The sequence below is a fragment of the Saccharopolyspora dendranthemae genome (assembly GCF_007829955.1).
GTDB lineage: Bacteria > Actinomycetota > Actinomycetes > Mycobacteriales > Pseudonocardiaceae > Saccharopolyspora > Saccharopolyspora dendranthemae.
This window is the reverse complement of sequence record NZ_VIWX01000001.1, coordinates 1,186,285-1,205,230: the sequence shown is the minus strand read 5'-3', so window position 1 is coordinate 1,205,230 and position 18,946 is coordinate 1,186,285. Positions and strand designations below refer to the sequence as shown.

Annotated in this window: 15 protein-coding genes; 10 read left to right on the top strand and 5 right to left on the bottom strand. The window is 70.4% G+C overall.

Going from position 1 to position 18,946, the window contains the following annotated elements; genetic code table 11:
• Positions 1 to 128 precede the first annotated feature (128 nt).
• Entirely contained in the window at positions 129 to 1,751 is a 1,623-nt protein-coding gene (locus tag FHU35_RS05490) for a PucR family transcriptional regulator (RefSeq protein ID WP_145737975.1), read from the top strand.
• Positions 1,752 to 1,845: 94 nt separating this feature from the next.
• Here the strand turns inward: FHU35_RS05490 and coaA are convergent, their stop codons facing one another.
• Positions 1,846 to 2,778 (bottom strand): type I pantothenate kinase, encoded by a 933-nt coding sequence (gene coaA / locus FHU35_RS05485; RefSeq protein ID WP_145737264.1) that lies wholly within the window; start codon positions 2,776 to 2,778, stop codon positions 1,846 to 1,848.
• Positions 2,779 to 2,968: 190 nt separating this feature from the next.
• Complete coding sequence (locus FHU35_RS05480) at positions 2,969 to 4,396, bottom strand: amino acid permease (protein WP_186459266.1); 1,428 nt, start codon at positions 4,394 to 4,396, stop codon at positions 2,969 to 2,971.
• A 246-nt stretch (positions 4,397 to 4,642) separates the two neighbouring features.
• Between FHU35_RS05480 and FHU35_RS05475 the strand changes: the two genes are divergently transcribed.
• The 5 genes from FHU35_RS05475 (at position 4,643) to FHU35_RS05455 (ending at position 9,524) form a co-directional block, all read left to right on the top strand.
• Positions 4,643 to 5,095, top strand: coding sequence for a universal stress protein (locus tag FHU35_RS05475; RefSeq protein ID WP_145737262.1), 453 nt, complete (start codon positions 4,643 to 4,645; stop codon positions 5,093 to 5,095).
• Positions 5,076 to 6,041 (top strand): adenylate/guanylate cyclase domain-containing protein, encoded by a 966-nt coding sequence (locus FHU35_RS05470; RefSeq protein ID WP_145737261.1) that lies wholly within the window; start codon positions 5,076 to 5,078, stop codon positions 6,039 to 6,041. The genes FHU35_RS05475 and FHU35_RS05470 overlap by 20 nt, the downstream gene beginning before the upstream one ends.
• 275 nt (positions 6,042 to 6,316) lie before the next feature.
• Complete coding sequence (locus FHU35_RS05465; RefSeq protein ID WP_145737260.1) at positions 6,317 to 7,696, top strand: FAD-binding oxidoreductase; 1,380 nt, start codon at positions 6,317 to 6,319, stop codon at positions 7,694 to 7,696.
• A 44-nt stretch (positions 7,697 to 7,740) separates the two neighbouring features.
• On the top strand, positions 7,741 to 8,970 hold the full coding sequence (locus FHU35_RS05460) for an SAM-dependent methyltransferase (RefSeq protein WP_145737259.1): 1,230 nt from the start codon (positions 7,741 to 7,743) through the stop codon (positions 8,968 to 8,970).
• 71 nt (positions 8,971 to 9,041) lie between these two features.
• Positions 9,042 to 9,524: a VOC family protein gene (locus FHU35_RS05455; protein WP_145737258.1), complete on the top strand. Its 483-nt coding sequence runs from the start codon at positions 9,042 to 9,044 to the stop codon at positions 9,522 to 9,524.
• 8 nt (positions 9,525 to 9,532) lie between these two features.
• On the opposite strand, the gene FHU35_RS05450 is transcribed toward FHU35_RS05455, so the two are convergent.
• Positions 9,533 to 10,933: a lipase maturation factor family protein gene (locus tag FHU35_RS05450; RefSeq protein WP_145737257.1), complete on the bottom strand. Its 1,401-nt coding sequence runs from the start codon at positions 10,931 to 10,933 to the stop codon at positions 9,533 to 9,535.
• A gap of 82 nt (positions 10,934 to 11,015) precedes the next feature.
• Between FHU35_RS05450 and FHU35_RS05445 the strand changes: the two genes are divergently transcribed.
• The gene (locus tag FHU35_RS05445) at positions 11,016 to 11,831 is read left to right on the top strand and encodes a putative RNA methyltransferase (protein WP_145737256.1); all 816 of its coding nucleotides are present in this window, start codon (positions 11,016 to 11,018) and stop codon (positions 11,829 to 11,831) included.
• 97 nt (positions 11,832 to 11,928) lie between these two features.
• Here FHU35_RS05445 and FHU35_RS05440 read toward each other — a convergent pair whose 3' ends face one another.
• Both FHU35_RS05440 and FHU35_RS05435 read right to left on the bottom strand, forming a co-directional pair.
• On the bottom strand, positions 11,929 to 13,407 hold the full coding sequence (locus tag FHU35_RS05440) for an aldehyde dehydrogenase (NADP(+)) (protein ID WP_186459265.1): 1,479 nt from the start codon (positions 13,405 to 13,407) through the stop codon (positions 11,929 to 11,931).
• 330 nt (positions 13,408 to 13,737) lie between these two features.
• Positions 13,738 to 14,901, bottom strand: a complete 1,164-nt coding sequence (locus FHU35_RS05435) for an RsbRD N-terminal domain-containing protein (RefSeq protein WP_145737254.1) — start codon at positions 14,899 to 14,901, stop codon at positions 13,738 to 13,740.
• Between the two features lie 74 nt (positions 14,902 to 14,975).
• Between FHU35_RS05435 and ureA the strand changes: the two genes are divergently transcribed.
• The 3 genes from ureA to FHU35_RS05420 all read left to right on the top strand — a co-directional run bounded on the left by ureA (position 14,976) and on the right by FHU35_RS05420 (position 18,940).
• Entirely contained in the window at positions 14,976 to 15,551 is a 576-nt protein-coding gene (ureA, locus tag FHU35_RS05430; RefSeq protein WP_145737253.1) for an urease subunit gamma, read from the top strand.
• Complete coding sequence (locus FHU35_RS05425) at positions 15,548 to 17,221, top strand: urease subunit alpha (RefSeq protein WP_145737252.1); 1,674 nt, start codon at positions 15,548 to 15,550, stop codon at positions 17,219 to 17,221. The genes ureA and FHU35_RS05425 overlap by 4 nt, the downstream gene beginning before the upstream one ends.
• A 90-nt stretch (positions 17,222 to 17,311) precedes the next feature.
• A complete protein-coding gene (locus FHU35_RS05420; RefSeq protein ID WP_145737251.1) occupies positions 17,312 to 18,940 on the top strand; it encodes an amidohydrolase in 1,629 nt (542 codons plus the stop codon).
• Positions 18,941 to 18,946: the final 6 nt, after the last annotated feature.

Below are 18,946 nucleotides of genomic sequence, written 5' to 3'. Positions count from 1 at the left end.
ACGCTGAGTGAGTGTGTTGATTGGAGGTTAGGGTCTGGCTCACGTCGGGAGATTGTTGAGTTGGCTACCGTTGAAGGTGTCGGTTTGTGGGATCGGACAACGTGGTGCGTGAGGTCGATTCGGTCGGGATGGCCGAGGTGGGAGTGCCGCTGCGGCAGTTGCTGACCGCGGTCGGAGACCCGCTGGTGGATGTGCTCGCCGCGCCGCGCGGCTTGGACGTCGAGGTGCGCGACGTGGTCATTGTCGACCCCGAGGAGGAGTCCGGCAGCACTCGCGACGGCGATTTCGTGCTGGTCATCGGCGCGCGTGGCCGCGCTGCGGCGCCGCTGGTGCGGGCGGCCGCGCGGGCGGGGGCCCCGGCCGTGGCCGTCAAGGTCGGCTCCGAGCCGGAGGCGCGAGCGCTGCGGGACACCGCGATCGCCGGCGGCGTCGCGCTGCTCGGCGTGCGACCGGAAGTCCGCTGGGAGCGGCTGGAGGCCTACGCGCACAACGCGATCGACAACGCCCGGCTGACCAGCGACGCCGACGTCGGCGAGGCGCTGGGCGACCTGTTCTCGCTGGCCCAGACGGTCGCGGCGATGACCGACGGCATCGTGAGCATCGAGGACACCGCGAGCCGCGTGCTCGCCTACTCACGATCCGACGACGAGGTCGACGAGCTGCGACGGCTGTCCATCCTGGGCAGGCAGGGCCCCGAGCAGTACCTGGCGATGCTGCGCGAGTGGGGCGTCTACCAGCGGCTTCGCGCGGGGGAGGACGTGGTGCGCATCGAGGACCGGCCGGATCTGGGGATCCGGCGGCGGATGGCGGTGGGCATCCACGCGGGCAGCCAGCCGCTCGGCTCGATCTGGGTGCAGGAGGGCCGCAGGCCGCTCTCGGAGCGGTCCGAGCGCGCGCTGCTCGGTGCCGCGAGGCTGGCGGCGCTGCAGCTGATCCGGCAGCGGTCGGAGGCCACCGCCGGGCCACGACTGCGGGAGAACCTGCTGGCCGGGCTGCTGGAGGGCCGCGTCGACGCGCGCTCGGTGGCCGACAACATCGGCGCGGACGCCGATCGTCCCGCCGTGGTCGCGGTGTTCACCCTCCGCCCGGCCGGTGCCGTGGACCGGTCCGAGCTGGAGCTGCAGCGGTCGGAGATGACCGGGCTGATCTCGGTGCACGCCTCCGCCTACCGGCGCAGCGCCCTGGTCACCACGATCGGCTCCCGGGTGTACGTGCTGCTGCCGGAGTTGCCGGAGCGCTCCGCCGGGCAGTCGGCGCTGTCGCTGATGAGCGAGATCGTCGCCGCCGCCAAGCAGCACCTGAGCTCGCGCGTCCAGGCGGGCGTCGGTTCGGCCGTGCTGACGTTGGACGAGGTCGCCGAGTCGCGGGCGGAGGCCGACCGTGTGCTCGACGCCCTGGTGCACGACATCGACGCCGAGGTCGCCACGATCTCCGACGTCCGCGCGCAGGTGGTGATCAGCGAGATCCTCACGGTCCTGCAGGGCAACGAGCGCTACCGCGACGCCAGGCTCGCGGCGTTGCACGCGCACGACGCGGAGCACGCGACGGAGCTGGCGCGGAGCCTGCTGGCCTACCTGGACCACTTCGGGGACGTCAAGGCCGCGAGCTCAGCCCTGCACGTCCACCCCAACACGCTGCGCTACCGCGTCCGGCGCGCCACGGACCTCACGGGCATCGACCTGGCCGACTCGACCGAACGCCTCAACACCCACCTCCAGCTCCTGCTCACCAAGCGCACCCGCCACCGCTGACAAGGGGTCAGCGTGGTCTCGCGTGCTGGGGGTGGGTGGGGGAAGTTCTCATGAGAACTTCCCCCACCCACCCCACGCAGGAGGCGACTCGGGGTCAGAGCTTGCGGAGGCGGACCCTGTTGATGGAGTGGTCGATGTCCTTGCGCAGGACGAGGGTCGCGCGGGGGCGGGTGGGCAGGATGTTGTCCACCAGGTTGGGCTCGTTGATGGTGCGCCAGAGGTGGCCGGCCTCGGCGCGGGCCTCCTCGTCGGCGAGCTCGGCGAAGTGGTGGAAGTGCGAGTCCGGGTTGGCGAACGCGGTTCCGCGCAGTGCCAGGAACCGGTCGGTGTACCAGCGGGCGATGTGCTCGGTTCGCGCGTCGACGTAGACCGAGAAGTCGAACAGGTCCGAGACGGTCAGGCTGGGGCCGGGCTGCAGGACGTTGAGGCCCTCGACGATGAGGATGTCGGGCTGGCGCACCACCTGCCGCTCGTCGGGCAGGATGTCGTAGGCGACGTGCGAGTACACCGGAGCGGAGACCTCGGGAGCCCCCGACTTGACCTCGGTGACGAAGCGCAGCAGCGCGCGCCGGTCGTAGCTCTCGGGGAAGCCCTTGCGGTGCATCAGGCCGCGCCGCATCAGCTCGGCCTTCGAGTGCAGGAACCCGTCGGTGGTCACCAGGTCCACGCTCGGGTGGTCGGGCCAGCGGGCCAGCAGCGTGCGCAGGATGCGGGCGGTGGTGGACTTCCCGACCGCGACGCTGCCCGCGAGGCCGATGACGAAGGGGACCTTGGTGCCGTGGGCCTCCTCGCCGAGGAACGTGGTGGTGCTCTCGTGCAGCCGCTGACGGGCTGCGACCTGGAGGCTGATCAGCCGCGACAGCGGCAGGTACACGTCGGCGACCTCGTCGAGGTCGACCGGTTCACCGAGGCCGCGCAGGGCGACCAGTTCGTCTTCGCTCAGCGGGAGCGGGAGCGAATCACGCAGCTCCCGCCATTGCGCGCGGTGCAGTTCCACGTACGGGCTCAGTTCGCGAACGCGCGTCACAAGCACCCCTCAGCATCGAGGCCCGGTCGTACTCCAGGCGGCACCGGAAAGCCCCGGTGGCGCCTCGGAAAACCCTAGGCATACGAGAGCGGGTAACGCTGTGATCCAGTGCACGCTGAGACGCAGCAGACACGTCCTCAACCGATCAACACCGGACCGGCGCAGCGGGGCGCCGGTCCGGTGTTGACGATCAGGAGTTCATCTTCGACTTCCGGTAGCCGTAGGCGAAGTAGACGATCAGGCCGATGAGGAACCAGATGCCGAACCGCGCCCAGGTCGTCGGTTCGAGGAAGGTGACCAGCCAGATCGAGAACGCGATGCCGATGATCGGCACCACCGGCATGCCCGGCGTCTTGAACTCGCGGGGCAGGTCGGGTCGCTTGTAGCGGAGAACGATCACCGCGGCGCACACGATCACGAACGCCAGCAGGATGCCGATGTTGGTCAGCTCCGCGGCCTCGCCGATGGGCAGCAGCCCGGCGAAGACGGCCGAGGCGATGCCGATCAGCCAGGTGAAGCGGGTGGGCACCTTGCGCACCGGGTGCGTCTTGCCGAACCAGGCGGGGAGCAGGCCGTCGCGGCTCATCGAGTAGCCCACGCGCGTCACGCCGAGCATGAAGGTGAACATCACGGTTAGGATGCCCAGGATGGCGCCGACGCCGATGATCGCGCCGAGCATCGGCAGACCCACGTCGGTGAAGGCGGAGGCGAACGCGCTCTCGCTCTTGATCTGCTGGAACGGGATCATGCCGGTCAGCACCAAGCAGGCCAGCACGTACAGCACCATCGAGATGCCCAGCGAGTAGAGGATCGCCTTGGGCATGTGCTTCTGCGCTTCTTTGGACTCCTCGGCGGCGGTGCTCATGGCGTCGTAGCCGAACACCGCGAAGAACACGGTCGCGGCGCCGGTGATCGCACCGCTGGCGCCGAAGGGAAAGAACGGCGTGTAGTTGCCGGTGTTGATGTAGAACGCGCCGACGCCGATGACCAGCAGCACCACGGCGACCTTCAGGTACACCAGGAAGCTCTCGAACCGGGCGGCGCTCTTCATGCCCAGGTTCAGCATGAAGGCGATGAACAGGCACAGCACCACGGCGAACAGGTTCACCTTGTAGCTGCCGGGCGCGACACCGGCCTCCTCGGTGCCGGGAGCTCCGAGCATCCACACCGGCAGGTCGATCCCGAGGTAACCGACGACTTCGTTGAAGTACCCGGAGATGCTGATGGCCACCACCGCCACGATCGCGGTGTACTCCAGCAGCAGGTCCCAGCCGATCAGCCAGCCGACGATCTCGCCGAGCACGACGTAGCCGTAGGTGTAGGCCGAACCGGCCTTGGGGATCATGCCGGCGAACTCGGCGTAGGAGAACGCGGCGGCGGCGCTGGCGATGCCGGCGATCAGGAACGAGATCAGCACGGCGGGGCCGGCCTTCTCGTTGGCGACCGCCCCGGCCAGCGAGAAGATCCCTGCGCCGATGATGCCGCCGACACCGATGGCGGTGAGCTGCCACAGGCCGAGCGACTTGCTCAGGCCGGTGTCCTCGGAATCCGAGGAGATCGCCTCGATGGGCTTGCGGCGAAATATTCCCCGCCCCGGTTGAAGGCTAGGTGCTGACACATCGACTCCATTGTTCGAATCACAGGATGCGGCGAAAGCTACGCCCCGGGATCGAGGGCCGTGCTGTGCGGTTGGACGACAGTTCGCCATCGCGGTTGTGGGATGGCACAACGGGCCTGGTCGATCGCCGTGGCGCGGGGCACGCACCCGCGCGTCTGCGCACGGGCCGTGACTGCGAGCGCGTCCGATCGTTAGTGTTCTCACCCGGAGCGTCGAAATGTCGGCCCCAAAGGAAGTGGGAGAGCGATGTCCAGTTATCGCACCGTCGTTGTGGGAACGGACGGTTCCGCGCCTTCGCTGCGCGCGGTTGGCCGGGCCGCCGAGGTCGCAGGTGCCTCGTCGGCGCGGCTGGTGATCGTCTGCGCCTACTACCCGACCGACCCCAAGGAGCTGGAGCGCGCCGCCGATCAGCTCGGCGACGAGGCCTTCCAGGTCATGGGATCGGCTCCGGCGCAGGACACGGTGCAGTCCGCATCGGACACCGCACGCGAGGCCGGTGCGACCGACCTCGAGACCGTCGTCTCGGTCGGCGAGCCAGTCTCGGTCCTGCTGGGATCGGCGGAGAAGCACAGCGCCGACCTGCTGGTCGTGGGTAGCCGCGGGCTCAACACCCTGAAGGGGCGCATCCTCGGTTCGGTGCCTTCCGAAGTGTCCCGCCGAGCTGATTGCGACGTGCTCGTTGTCCGAACATCGCGATGACCGGATCCGGCGGGTCGAGGAGATCCTCCTCGGTTCGCCGCCCCGCTACACCAAGGGCGAGATCGCCGAGGCCGCAGGTGTGTCGCTCGAACGCGCGGAGCAGCTGTGGCAGGCGATGGGATTCGCGCACGTCGACTCGGACGAGGTGATCTTCACCGACGCCGATGTCGCCGCCGTGCGCGCGCTGGTGTCCCTGGTGTCGGCGGACGTCATCCCCGATGAGCTCGAATCCGCGGTGGCCCGCTCGCTGGCGCAGACCATGTCCAGGCTGGCGGAGTGGCAGACCGGGCTGTTCAAGTCGCTGCTGGGCAAGAGCTTCGCCACCGACGTGGAGACCACCGCCGAGGTGGCGGCCGCGATCGTGCCGGTCATGGAGAAGATGCAGGACTACGTGTGGCGGCGGCACCTGGCCGCCACCGTGTCCCGCGAGCTCGACGAGCGCGATCCCGGCATCGACGAGCGCGTGCAGGTGGTCGGGTTCGCCGATCTGGTCGGTTACACCCGGCTGATCCGCGATTTCACCGAGCTGGAGCTGACCCGGCTGATCGATGGTTTCGAGTCGCTGGCAGGCGGTGTGGTCGCGCAGAACCGCGGTCGGGTCATCAAGACCGTCGGTGACGAGGTGCTGTTCGTGGCCGACAGCCCGGAGGAGGGCGCGGAGATCGCGCTGACCCTCAACGAGGAGATCGCGAAGAACGACCTGCTGCCGCCGCTGCGGATCGGTCTGGCGCAGGGGCCGGTCCTGGCTCGATTCGGTGACGTCTACGGCTCGACGGTGAACATCGCTAGCCGCCTGACGTCGGTGGCGCGGCCCGCCTCGGTGCTCATCGACCGGGAGCTGGCCGGTTCGCTGCGCGGCCACGAGAGCTACCGGCTGATCTCGGTCGGACCGACCAAGGTGCAGAGCTTCCGCGGCTTGCGGGCGTGGGCGCTGCAGCGGCGCTGAGAAGCCCGTCCGCGGGGGCCGCACCGGCCCGGCACCGCCGTTCCCACTACTCCGAACACAGCAAATGTGACTGAAATATCGCTACATTTGCATGTATCACGCACATAGTGGCACTGACTGCCCCAAAGTGGTCCCAACCAGCGCTTTTGTGATCTTCGAAGATCACGCGGCACCCCTCCGACGCTGAGTTTTGGGCTGTTCGTCGGCTTGCGGGAGCCCTCCGGGTGCTGGTTAAAGGGGGTGCTTGCGACCGGATCCGGCATTACGGTCGAGGTATGGCGGATCGGGTAACGCCGATTTTCGGCGAGCATTCCGACGACGTGGCCGAACTGGTCGCGCAGTACGCACAACTGCCGGCCGGAGCACCGGTCAGGCTCGCCAAACCCACCTCGAACCTCTTCCGGTTCCGCGCACCCCCCGAATCACCGGGCCTGGACGTCGGCCGGTTCACCAAGGTCTTCGACATCGACCCCGAAGCGGGAACCGCGCAGGTCCAGGGGATGGCGACCTACGAGCAGATCGTGGACGCGCTGCTGCCCACCGGGCACATCCCGAAGGTGGTGCCACAGCTCAAGACCATCACGCTCGGTGGTGCGGTGGCCGGGCTCGGCATCGAGTCGACCTCCTTCCGCAACGGGCTCCCGCACGAATCGGTGCGTGAGATGGAGATCCTCACCGGCGACGGATCGGTGGTGGTGGCGCGGCCGGACAACGAGCACGCCGAGCTCTTCCGGGGCTTCCCCAACTCCTACGGCACGCTGGGCTACGCGCTGCGGCTGGAGATCGAGCTGGAGGAGGTCAAGCCCTTCGTCAAGCTCCGCCACGTCCGGTTCGCGACCGCGGCCGAGTGCGCCGAGGCGATCACCCGGATCTGCGCGGACGGCGAATTCGACGACGAGGCGGTCGATTTCGTCGACGGCACCGTGTTCAGCCGGACCGAGCACTACCTCACGCTCGGGTCCTACGTGGACTCGGCGCCGCACACCAGCGACTACACCGGTGAGAAGATCTTCTACCGGTCCCTGCAGCAGCGCTCCACCGATCACCTGGCGGTGCGCGACTACATCTGGCGCTGGGACACCGACTGGTTCTGGTGCTCGCGGGCGATCGGCGTGCAGCACCCGCTGATCCGCCGGTTCTGGCCGGCGAAGTACAAGCGCTCCGACGTGTACCGGCGGATCGTCGCCTGGGACCGGCGGCACTCGGTGACCGACCGGATCGCGGTGCTGCAGGGCAAGGGGCTCAACGAGCCCGTGATCCAGGACGTGGAGATCCCGGTGCAGCGGCTGCCGGAGTTCCTGGAGTTCTTCCACCGCGACATCGGCATCTCACCGATCTGGCTGTGCCCGGTGCGGCTGCGCGACCAGCGGGGCTGGCCGCTGTACCCGATGAACGCGGACACGCTCTACGTCAACGTCGGCTTCTGGGCGACCGTGCCGCTGCGTCCCGGCGAAGCGCCGGGCAGGCACAACCGCGCGATCGAGCGGAAGGTCACCGAACTCGACGGGCACAAGTCGCTGTACTCCAACTCCTACTTCGAGGAGGACGAGTTCTGGCGGCTCTACAACCGCCCGGCCTACCAGCACCTGAAGGACACCTACGACCCGAAGGGCCGCTTGCCGGGACTGTACGAGAAGTGCGTGCGCGAGGGCTGACTCGCGGCGGGACGAGCACACCAAACTGGAAAGGAGACGCTCTGATGGGATGGGCAGGGGTGTTCGAGCGGATTCTCGGCGGCGACCTGTCGGTGGAGATCCGGGCCTTCGACGGCAGCCGAGCCGGGACCGCCGGGGCCGACGTGTGCGTGGAAGTCCGTTCGCCGCTGGCGCTCTCGCACCTGGCCAACGCGCCGGGCGAACTGGGGCTCGCACGCGCGTACGTCAGCGGCGCGCTCGAAGTGCGCGGCGGCATGTACCGGGCGCTGGCCGCGTTCCCGTCGGTGACGCTCGAGGACGTGCCACCGGAGCTGCGCCGCGAACTGCTGTTCAAGCTCGCCGGGTACCGGTTCTGGTGGCCGGTGCGGGTTCCCGAGGTCGAGCACCGCTCGCGCGGCTGGCGGCACTCCAAGCACCGCGACAGCCAGTCGATCTCGTACCACTACGACGTCTCGAACCGCTTCTACGAGTACGTCCTCGGCCCGTCGATGGCCTACACCTGCGCGGTGTACCCCGAGCAGGACTCCACCCTGGAGCAGGCCCAGTTCACCAAGCACGACCTGGTGGCCCGCAAGCTCGGTCTCGCGGAGGGGCAGCGGCTGCTCGACGTCGGGTGCGGCTGGGGCGGCATGGTCATGCACGCCGCCGAGCACTACGGGGTCCGCGCGCTGGGCGTGACGCTGTCGCGGCAGCAGGCGCAGTGGGCGCAGAAGGCCATCGCGGAGCGCGGTCTCGCCGACCTCGCCGAGGTCCGGTACATGGACTACCGGGACGTGCAGGAGACCGGGTTCGACGCGGTCAGCTCCATCGGGCTCACCGAGCACATCGGCGTCAAGCAGCTGCCGCACTACTTCTCGTTCCTGCACGACAAGCTGCTGCCCGGCGGGAGGATGCTCAACCACTGCATCACCCGGCCGCACGGCCACCAGAGCGCCCGGCCGGGCAAGTTCATCAGCCGCTACGTGTTCCCCGACGGGGAGCTCGAGCCGGTGGGCACGCTGGTGTCGGCGATGAACGACAACGGCTTCGAAGTCCGGCACGAGGAGAACCTCCGGGAGCACTACGCGCTGACGCTGGCCGATTGGTGCGGCAACCTCGAACGGAACTGGTCGGACGCGGTCGCCGAGGCGGGCCACGCGCGGGCGCGCGTGTGGCGGCTGTACATGGCGGCCTGCCAGTTGGGCTTCGAGCGCAACAACATCCAGCTGCACCAGGTGCTGGGCGTCAAGCTCGACGACGCGAACGCTCGGATGCCGTTGCGACCCGCGTTCTAGAGCGATGAGTTCTGCGGCGCGGACGGGTCTGTTCCTTCGACCTGGAAATTCGGGGACGAAGGGATAGACCCATGTTCGAGTTCTCCCAGAAGATCACGCCGAACCTGTGGTTCGACACCGAGGCCGAGGACGCCGCGAAGCACTACTGCTCGATCTTCCCGGACTCGCGCATCGTGCACGTCACGCACAACGGCGAGGCCGGGACGGGCGAACCGGGCACGGTGCTGGTGGTCCAGTTCGAGCTGTTCGGGCAGAAGTTCGTAGGCCTCAACGGCGGGCCGCAGTTCACCTTCAGCGAGGCCGTGTCGCTGGAGGTCAGTTGCGAGTCGCAGGAGGAGATCGACCGGCTCTGGGAGCAGCTGGGCGAGGGCGGCCAGCACGGTCCCTGCGGGTGGCTCAAGGACCGCTACGGCCTGTCCTGGCAGGTCACGCCCCGCCGGCTGCTGGAGCTGATGACCTCACCGGATCAGGCGGTCGCCGACCGGGTCGCCAAGGCGATGCTCGCCATGGGCAAGATCGACATCGCCGAGCTCGAGGCCGCGGCCGAGGGGTAGCGCCGGCATCAGCCGAAGGCGTCCTCGACGTCGTCGAGGGTCAGCGGGGGGATCAGGTCCGACGCCCGGCTCCTGGTCCAGTGGTGCCCGGTGGCGCGGCGCTCTTCGGCGGAGCTGAAGCGGTAGCGGTAGAGGTCGGCCCGGACCACCGCAGGCGGGTGGTCCGGGAACGGGTTGTGGCCGAGCAGGTCGAGCACGGGCCGCTCGCCGAGCAGCAGCGTGCGCAGGAACCGCGGTAGCCAGCCGCGGCCGTAGGACGGGCTGATCGCCACGAACCACAGCAACCAGTCCAGCCGCAGGTGGTACGGCGCGACCTGCGGCGGTCTGCGCGCGGGATCACCTGGTTTGCCCTTGAACCCGTACTCGCGCCACGGTCCGTCGGGGGTGGCCGCGCCCAGCACGACGACCTCGTAGCGGACCCGCGTGATGCTGCCGAACGCGCCGTAGGTGTTGCCCAGGTGCAGCCGGTTGAAGCTGCGGTTCATCACCTGCCCGCGGCCCACCATGTTGCGCACCGGCCAGTAGGCCAGCACCACGAACAACGCCGTCACCGCCAGCACGAGCACCGCGAACCAGCCCGGCGGGTCGGACGGCGGACCCGCCGGCCCGCCCACGGCCGCGAACGCCAGGGTGATGGTCAGGAAGTTCAGCCACGCGAAGTTGCCGCTGAGCATCAGCCACAGCTGCGTGACGACGATGATCACCGCCGGCGCGGTCGCCACCGGTTGCGGGGCGAACAGCAGGAACGGCACGACCAGCTGCGTGCCGTGGTTGGCCAGCACCTCCACCTTGTGCAACGAGGGCGGCAGCCGGTGGAAGGCGCGGCTCAGCGGTCCGGGCATCGGCTGGGTCTCGTGGTGGTAGTGCAGCGCGGTGAGGTCGCGCCAGCAGGAATCGCCGCGCAGCTTGATCAGACCGGCGCCGAACTCGACGCGGAACAGCAGCCAGCACAGCAACCACAGGATCGGAGCGGGTGGGCTGATGTGCGTGGGCCCCAGGAACATCGCCAGGAAACCGGCTTCGAGCAGCAACGACTCCCAGCCGAAGCCGTACCAGATCTGGCCGACGTTGACGATCGAGGAGTACAGCAGCCACAGCAGTGCCCACAGCGCCACCCACGCCCACACCGGCGCGAGGTCGGCGACCTGGGCGAGCAGGCTCGCCGCCACGCCCGTCCAGGCGGCACCGGCGAGCCAGCGGTCCGAGCAGCGGAAGTGGAACAGGCTAGGCGCTCGCCCGAACGGCACGCGGTCGACGAAGCGGGCGACCGGCGTGAGCCCTCGCTCGCCGAGCAGGCCGCGGAACTGGCGCAGGAAGCAGACGAACCCGATCAGGTAGGTCAGCGCGAGCAGGTGGGTCACGGCGAACCTCGCCGCCTGGTACTCGGGGGCGCCCATCCAGTGCCACATCGCCGCTCCTCCTTCCACGCCGCTTCCCGGGGACCGCCGCCGACTAGAATCGCGCATCTGCGAAGCGTGTGGAGGCTGGGCTGTGCTGGACGAAGTGGTGGAGGTGCTGGCCTGCCCGCACTGCGGTCTCGACCTGGGGCGCAGCGGGAACTCGCTGAGGTGTTCGTCGAACCACGTGTTCGACTTCGCCCGGCAGGGCTACGTCAGCCTGCTCTCCGGTCGCAGCAAGGTCGTCGGTGACACCGCGGAGATGGTCGCCGCCCGCGCGGGTTTCCTGGAGGCCGGGCACTACGACCCGATCGCCGACGCGGTCGCGGAAGCGGTCACCGCCGGTGGTCCCGTGGTCGACATCGGTGCCGGAACGGGCTTCTACCTCGCTCGTGCCCTGGGTGATCGGCTCGGAGTGGCACTGGACGTCTCCAAGTACGCCTGTCGCCGGGCGGCCAAGGCCCACCCGCGGATGGGCGCCGCGGTCGCCGACGCCTGGCAGCCGCTCCCGGTCCGCACGGGTGTCGCGGGCACCGTCCTCAACGTCTTCGCGCCCCGCAACGCCCCCGAGATGCGCCGGATCCTGCGTCCCGGCGGGGAGCTCGTCGTCGTGATCCCCAACTCCGGCCACCTGACCGGACTGGTCGACCACCTCGGCCTGCTCAACGTGGACGACGCCAAGCAGACCCGCCTCGCCGACCAGCTCGCCGGCCACTTCGACGCGCTGGACCGGCGCACGGTCGAGTTCCCGCTGGACCTGACGCACGCCGAGGCCCGGGAAGCCGTGGCCATGGGGCCCAGCGCCTGGCACACCACGCCCGAAGCCCTCGACGCCAAGATCGCCGCCCTGCCGTCGCCGGTGTCCGCCACGGCCTCGGTCACCCTCGCCCGCTACCGCCGCACGACCTGACCCTCACCACCCGTCAGCGCTCTTCGGGTTTCCGGGGAAGTGTGCATGAAAACTTCGCACGGAACCCGAAGAGCACTGGTGGGGAAGGGTTCTGAGGTCAGTGGGGGGTGTGGACGGATTGCGGGACGTCCCACGGGTTCTCGTCCTGCAGAGCCGCCGGCAGCAGGGCCGCGGGGACGTTCTGGTAGGTCACCGGGCGGAGGAACCGGTCGATGGCCGCCGTTCCCACCGAGGTGAAGCGAGCGTCCGTGGCGGCGGGGTAGGGGCCGCCGTGCTGCATGGCGGGGGACACGGCGACGCCCGTCGGCCAGCCGTTGAACAGCAGACGCCCGGCGCGTTCCCGCAGGCGCGGCAGGAGCGTGGCCACGAAGTCCGTGTCGGCGTCCTCGGCGTGGACCGTCGCGGTGAGGTTGCCCTCGAACGCCTCGGCCGCGCGCCGGGCCTCGTCCTCCGAGGAGTAGGTGACCACGATGGACAGCGGGCCGAAGACCTCCTCCAGCAGCGCTTCCCGGTTGTTCAGCAAGGTGTCCACGTCGGTGGCCAGCAGCGTGGGAGCGGCTCCGTCCTCGGCGAGCTCGTTCGCACCGCCTGCCAGCAGGCGCACGCCCGGGACGTCGGTGACCACCGCGCGACGGCCGCAGTAGCCCTCGTGCAGCCGGTCGTTGAGCATCGGGTGCGCCGAGACCGCCGCCGACGCGGAGACCAGCGCGTCCTCCAACCCGTGGTCGGCGGGCAGGAACAGCAGGCCGGGCTTGGTGCACAGCTGCCCCGCGTTGCCCGAGTACGAGGTCACGTAGCCCTGGGCGATGTCGGCACCGCGCGCGCCGACGGCGCCGGGAGCGACGAAAACCGGGTTGAGGCTTCCCAGCTCGCCGAAGAACGGGATCGGCTTCGGGCGCGCGTTGGCGATGTCGAACAGCGCGCGCCCGGCCGGAACCGAACCCGTGAAGGCCGCCGCCTTGATCCGCTCGTCGCGCAGCGCCTCCGTCCCGATGTCGAATCCCAGGACGACGCTGAAGGTCCCCTCCGGGGCACCGGCGGAGCGCAGCGCCTCGGCGACGATCTCGCCGGTGCGCAGCGACAGCTCGGGATGACCGGGGTGGCCCTTGAGCACCACCGGACAGCCCGAGGCCAGGGCCGCCGCTGTGTCACCGCCCGCGACGGAGAACGCGAACGGGAAGTTGCTCGCCGCGAACACCAGCACGGGACCCACCGGCAGCAGCATCCGCCGCAGGTCCGGCTTCGGCCCGAGGGCGAAGTCCGGATCCGCGCGGTCGAAGGTGACCCGCAGGTGCTCGCCGGGCTCGACGGTCTCGGCGAACAGGCGCAGCTGGTAGGTGGTTCGCTTGAGCTCGCCGGTCAACCGGCCCTCGGACAGGTGCGATTCGTCGATGGCCAGCGGGATCAGCTCGCCGGCAGCGGCGTCCAGCGCGTCGGCGACGGCCCGCAGCTGGCGGGCGCGCTCGGCCGGGGCCTGCTCCCCGAACGGCTCGGCGGCCTCGGCCGAGCGCTGCAGCGCGGCGTCGAGTTCGGCTCGGGTGGTGTCCGGGATCTGCGTCGCGGTCAACGTCCCCATCCTTTGCGCGATCGAGAGAGGTCCACGTCCACCGTAGTACGCCGAACAACCGGCGCACCGCACGCCGTTCGACATCACGCACCCAAACCCCCACCCCAACCGTGCGGTTCTTTCGGATGCGTCTTGGGGTGCGGCGAGGCATGTCCCAGTTTTAGTCCGAACCGAGGGGCTCTCGTGCCCGAAATGTCGGCTCAGTTTGGACTAAAACTGGGAAATGCCCAGTTCGTGGGGTTTGGCGTTCGGGGTGGGTTCCCGGGTTCTGCGAAGTGGTGTGGTCCTGTCGGGTTCGGGGTGAGTGGGTGGAGGGCGCGATCGTGGTGTGGGGCTGGTTCAGGTGCGGCCGCAGGCCCTCGCGATGGTGAACAGCGCCGCCTGGTCGGGGCGGGTGAGGTCGCAGCCGGTGAGGTCGGCGATGCGGCGCATCCGGTTGAGCACGGTGTTGCGGTGGCAGTACAGCTCGCCGGCCACCGCGCCCGCCGAACCGGTGCGCAGGTAGGCCGCCGCGGTCTCCAGCAACCGCGAGCGCTCACCCGCGCCGATGCCGCGCATCGGGCCGAAGACCTCTGCGGCCAGCGCGTCCCCCAGTTCGCCCAGCCTCGCGGCGGCCACCGAGGACCAGACGTCGGTCAGCGCGCGCGGTCCGCTCTCGGCCGCGGAGGTCCCGGCCAGCTCGGCGGCGATGCGCACGGCGCGCGGCACGCCCGCGAGCGTGCGGGCGACGGGTGCGAGCCCGCACGGGACGTCCTGCAGCCAGCGGTGCGGAACGGCGGCGGTCCCGGCCGGGAGCTGCGCGATGAGCACCGGCCGCCGGTCGACGTCCTGCAGGTGCACCGCGATGCCCCTGGTCGCCAGGTCGTCGGCCGCGTCCCGCAGCGGACGGGTGTCCGGAAGCGGAGCAGCGGCCACCGCGAAGTCCGCGTCGGCGCCGACGTCGAGCGCCGTCGCCACCTGCGCGACCACCTGCGGATCGCGAGCGCCGGTGCTCAGCAGCCGCGCCACCAGCTGGGCGCGCTCGTGCTCCTGCTCGCGGGCCACCACCGCGGCCTCGGCGAGGTAGGCGAGGTGGATCCGGGTGGTGTGGTGGTCGACCGCGTCCCAGACCCGCGAGGCGCCGTGCACCAGCGAGGGGAGCTCGTCCTCGGACGCCCGGCGGGTGAAGGCCTCCCACAGGACCCGGAAGTCGAAGCGCACGGCGTGCAGCAGCACCTCCAGCGGAACGCCGGCTTGCGCGCGGCTGCGACCGATCCGCTCGCACAGGTCGGCCAGCCGGTCGGGTACCGCCAGTCCGCCGACCAGGCGCAGCAGCAGCTCCATGCTGCCCTCGGCGTGCTCGCGCAGCTCCGGCCACGGCACCGCGTCGCTGGCGTAGGGCTCCATCGAGCGGAGCTCGGCCAGGAACACCGCTACCAGCTCGTCGAGGTCCTCCAGGCAGGAGCGCACCAGCCCGCGCAGCGGGCCTTCGGGAGTCACCGGCACGGGAAGCGATGTGTGCATCTGCCCAATCTAAGGCGTGCAGATGGAGTGGATCCGACATTGTGCTGGGCCGGTGACCAGAGGACTGTGCTCTCATGCACTTGACGCCCCGCGAGCAGGAGCGGCTGAACCTGTTCACCGCTGCGGAGCTGGCCCGCCGCAGGCTGGAGCGGGGAGCCCTGCTCGGCGCCCCGGACGCGGTGGCCTACGTGTGCGACGAGGTCTGCGAACTGGCCTGGGACGGCGTCGAGATCGACGAGATCGTGCGGCTGGCAGGCGAGCTGCTCACCGCTGACCAGGTGCAGCCGGGCGTTCCCGCCGCGGTGCCGTCGATCCAGGTCGAAGCGCTGTTCCCGCACGGCAGTTCCCTGGTGCACGTGCCGCAGCCGTTCGGCCCGCCCGGTCCGGACGCGCCGGGAGCGGTGCGGGCCGCCGACGGCGAGATCGAGCTCGCGCCCGGCCGGGAGCGCCGGACCGCGCGGCTGCACAACGCCGGCGAGCGCCCGGTGTGGATCTCCTCGCACTTCCCGCTGGACCAGCTCAACCCCGCGGTGCGCAGCGATGTCGAGCTCGCGGGTTTCCGGCTCGCGATCCCCGCGGGCACGGCGGTGCGCTTGGAGGCCGGTGAGCGCAGGGAGCTCACCGTCGTGGCGATGGGAGGCCGACGATGACCAGCGTGTCCCGCGAGCGGTACGCCTCGCTGTACGGGCCGACCACGGGTGACCTGGTGCGGCTGGCGGACACCGACCTGTGGGTGCGGGTCGAGGGCGACGACTCCGAACCGGGCGAGGAGCTGCTGGGCGGCTGCGCCAAGACCGCCCGCGACGGGCTGCTCGTCGCGCCGAAGGCCGGCCGGGACAGCGCGCTGGACATGGTGATCCTCGGCGTCCTGCTGCTGGATCCGGTTCTCGGCGTGCGCAAGACCAACATCGGCATCTCCGACGGTCGCATCGTCGGCGTCGGCCGCGCGGGCAACCCGGAGGCGATGGACGACGTCGAGCTGGTCGTCGACTCGCACACGGCGATGATCACCGGGGAAGGTCTGATCGCGACTCCGGGCGTGGTCGACTCGCACGTGCACCTGTCCAGTCCCGAGGTGGTGCCCTCGGCGCTCGCGGCCGGGGTGACCTCGCTGGTGGGCATGGGGATGGGCGGCGTGTGGGACGTCGGCGCGAACCCGGCCACCAACCTGCACTCGATGATCGAGGCGTGGCGGGACGTGCCGATCAACGTCGCGTTCCTGGCGCGCGGCTCGTCCTCGTCGAACGACCTGCTGGAACGGGCCGTGCTCTCCGGCGCGGGCGGGTTCAAGATCCACGAGGACTGGGGCGCGACCCCGCACATCGTGGACACCTGCCTCGGCGTGGCCGATCAGGCGGACCTGCCGGTCGCGCTGCACACCGACACGCTCAACGAGTCCGGATTCCTGGCCGACACCCTGGAAGCGACCAGAGGTCGCACGGTGCACGCGTACCACGTGGAAGGCGGTGGCGGGCATCCCGACCTGCTGGAGGTCGTGGGCAGCCCGCACGTGCTGACCTCCTCGACCACCCCGACGCTGCCGCTGACCCCGGCGACGGTCGCCGAGCTGCTGCCCATGACCATGACCGTCCACAGGGGACACGCGTCGCTGGACAGCGACCGGGGCATCGCGGGCAGCCGCGTCCGCGAGCACGGCATCGCGGCGGAGAACGCGCTGCACGACTCCGGGGCGATCAGCATCGTCAACTCCGACTCGATGGGCATGGGGCGCATCGCCGAAACCGCCCGGCGCACTTGGCAGCTCGCGCACGTGCAGGCGCACCTCGCCGGTGAGGCCGGACCGGAGCACGCGGACAACGAGCGGATCCTGCGCTACCTCGCCAAGATCACTCTGAACCCGGCGATCGCGCACGGCATGGCCCACGAGGTCGGCTCGCTGCAACCGGGCAGGCTGGCCGACGTCGTGCTGTGGCAACCCTCCTGGTTCGGCGCGGAACCCGATCTGGTGATCAAGTCCGGGTTCGTCGCCTGGGGCGCGAGCGGATCGGGTTCCGGCTCCACCCGGCTCACCCAACCGAGGGTCATGCGGCCGTTCTTCGGCGGGCTGGGGGCCGCGCCGCGCAGGCTCTCCACGGTGTTCGTCGCCGACGCCGCCGACCGCGCGCGCCTGCCTCGCGGCCCGAACTACGCCCCCGTGCGCGACAGCAGGGGCTTGACCAGGGCGGACATGGTGCGCAACACCGCGACTCCGCGAGTGGAAGTCCCGCGCGACCCGGGTCCGGTGTCGGTCGACGGCGTGCAGGTCGACGTGCACCGAGCGGGAAATCTGCCGCTGACCCGGTTGCACCACTTGGCGTGAAGAACGTTTTCGGTGAACGGTGGGGAGCGGAGCGGCCCGGTTCCGGTAGCCGCCCCGACACGCTCCAACGGCCCCGAGGAAGGGAACGAAGTGCTGGACCTGCTGCTGCGCGACGTCCGCGTCCTGACCATGAACCCGCAACACCCCACCGCGCACGCCATCGGCGTGCTCGGCGGACGCATCGTCGGAGTGGACGACGAGGTGGCCGACCTCCCCGCTCGCCAGGTGATCGACGGCGGCGGTGCGGTCGTGACGCCCGGTTTCGCCGACTCGCACAACCACATGGTCTGGTACGGGCTTTCGCTGGCCGAGCTGGACCTGTCCCGGTGCGGATCGGCCGAGGAGCTCTACGACCTGGTCGCCGAGCAGGCCGCCGCGCTGCCCTCGGACGGCTGGGTGATCGGCTCCGGCTACGACGACTTCGTGATCGGCGGGCACCCGGACCGGGCCAAGCTCGACCGGGCGGGTGGCGGCAGGCCGGTGTGGCTCAAGCACCGCTCGGCGCACATGTGCGTGGCCAGCACCGAAATCCTCGCCAAGGCAGGCGTTCTGGACGGATCGGCCCGCGTCCCGGAGGGTGGCGTCGTCGAGCGCGACGCGGACGGCGCACCGACCGGGCTGCTCGCCGAGCAGGCGCAGCAGCTGGTCGACGCCCTGGTCAAGCCCTACCCGGTCGAGGAGCTGACGGCCGCGATCGGCCGCGCGGCCCAGCGCTACGCGGCCGAGGGGCTCACGCACGTCACCGAAGCGGGCGTCGGCGGTGGGTGGATCGGGCACAGCCCGGCCGAGGCCGCCGCCTACCAGCTCGCGCGCCAGCGCGGCGAGCTGCCGCTGCGCGTCGAGCTGATGCCGGCGTCCGAGGTGCTGCACCAGGTCGGGCCGGACGCCTTCGGGCTGGATCTGGGGCTGCGCACCGGGTTCGGCGACGACTTCCTGCGCATCGGGCCGATGAAGATCTTCACCGACGGCGCGCTGTCGAGCCGCACCGCAGCGGTCACCGAACCGTTCCACGGGCACGGCGGCAACGGCGTCCTCGGCGACGACCCGGAGGTGCTGCGCGAGCGGATCCGCGCCGCGCACCGGGGTGGCTGGCGGGTCGCCGCGCACGCCATCGGCGACCGCGCCATCGACCTGACTCTGGAGGCGTTCGAGCAGGCGCAGCAGGAACTTCCGCGTCCCGACGCGCGCCACCGCATCGAGCACTCGGCGATGGTGCGCCCCGACCAGCTCTCGCGGATGGCGGCGCTCGGCGTGATCCCGGTGCCGCAGTCGCGCTTCCTCTACGAGATCGGCGACACCATGATCGGGGCGGTCGGCGACGAGCGGGAGCCGTGGCTGTACCGGCAGCGCTCCTTCGTGGAGGCCGGGCTGGTGGTGCCGGGCAGCTCGGACCGGCCGTGCGTGTCCAACGGCGCGCCGCTGCTCGGGATGCGCTCGATGGTCGACCGCACCACCAAGGCCGGGCGCGTGCTCAGCCCCGACGAGCGGGTCGACGCGGTGGAGGCGCTGCGCGCCTACACCACCCACGCCGCGTGGGCGGCCGGCCAGGAGCATCAGCGGGGCCAGATCGCCGCGGGCATGTTCGCCGACTTCGTGCTGCTCGACGCCGATCCGACCACCGTGTCCACCTCGGCGATCGGCGACATCGGCGTGCGCGCCACGTTCGTCGCCGGACGTCCGGTGCACGGCGCTGAGGAGTTCGCAGAAGTTCCCACCTGATCCGGC